Origin of the sequence: Planococcus sp. ANT_H30 (assembly GCF_008369335.1) — a bacterium.
Taxonomy (GTDB): domain Bacteria; phylum Bacillota; class Bacilli; order Bacillales_A; family Planococcaceae; genus Planococcus; species Planococcus kocurii.
Window position 1 is genome coordinate 1 of sequence record NZ_VOBJ01000019.1, and the last position, 1,211, is coordinate 1,211.

General features: G+C 50.8%; 1 protein-coding gene. It reads left to right on the plus strand.

Annotation, left to right across the window (positions count from 1 at the left end; translation table 11 throughout):
- Positions 1–113 precede the first annotated feature (113 nt).
- A complete protein-coding gene (locus FQ085_RS17900; RefSeq protein WP_149457290.1) occupies positions 114–1,154 on the plus strand; it encodes an IS30 family transposase in 1,041 nt (346 codons plus the stop codon).
- Positions 1,155–1,211 lie beyond the last annotated feature (57 nt).

The following is a 1,211-nucleotide window of genomic DNA, read 5'->3' on the forward strand; positions in this document are numbered from 1 at the left end:
GGCTAGTTGTATAATCAAATGCAACAGCTAACTTGCTAGAAAAACAGAAAAAGCCACAGATAAACCGTGTATGATTAAGTCGACGAAACATCAATCGATACGGAGGTTTATCTATGGCTCAAACTCAGTCTACCACATCAAAACGCTCATTTAAACATTTGAACTCTTTCGACCGCGGGCGAATCGCCGCGCTTCTTCAGGAAGGGAAATCCCCGGCCGTCATTGCCAAAGCGATTGGCTGCGACAGAAGTACGATCAGCCGCGAAATCAAACGTGGCACCGTCACGCAGATGAAGACCGGACGGAAAATAGTCAACGCTTACTTTCCAGAAACCGGACAGCTGAAATACGAAGAAAACCGCCACTCCTGCGGGGCCAAACTCAAGCTGGATGACGCCATCGAATTCATCCAGTACGCGGAAATCAAGATCTTGAAGGACAACTGGTCACCAGACGCGGTCTGCGGATCTGCAGCGCTTCATGAACAATTCGAAGGCAAACGGGTGTGCACCAAAACGCTTTACAACTACATTGAGCTTGGCTACATCGGCGTCAAGAACATCGACCTCCCGATGAAAGTGCGGCTGAATACGAAAAAACGCCGAATCCGGGTGAACAAGCGCGTGCTTGGCCGCAGTATCGAAGAGCGCCCGGAAGCCGTGGAAGAACGAGCTGAATTTGGTCATTGGGAGATCGACACGGTCATCGGCAAGAAAAGCCAGGACGAAGCTTTGATGACGCTGACCGAACGGAAGACCCGCCAAGAAATCATCCTCCGGATTGATGACAAGGACAGCGATTCCATTACGAAAGCGCTGGAAATGGTGCGGAACAAGTTTGACACCAACTTCGCTCAGGTCTTCAAGACGATCACTTCCGACAACGGATCGGAGTTCGCAGAACTGGCTGCGTCGTTCGAAAAGGAGAAGACGGAAGTCTTTTTTACGCATCCCTACACCTCCTGTGAGCGCGGAACGAATGAGCGTCACAATGGACTCATCCGGCGGTTCATCCCGAAAGGAAAAGCGATCCGTTCGGTGGCAGAAGAAACCATCCGTTACGCAGAGGACTGGTGCAACCGTCTCCCGCGAAAGATTCTCGGCTACCGGACACCGGAAGCGTGCTTCTTAGAAGAGCTCGCCCACATCGCCTGAACCACACACGGTTTAATGGGTTTTCATGTTTTGTTGCATTTAATATTGCAATCTAGG

Bases quoted from the DNA above. Each gene is read 5' to 3' on its own strand.
- FQ085_RS17900 (WP_149457290.1), top strand. From the start codon at position 114: ATGGCTCAAACTCAGTCTACCACATCAAAACGCTCATTTAAACATTTG.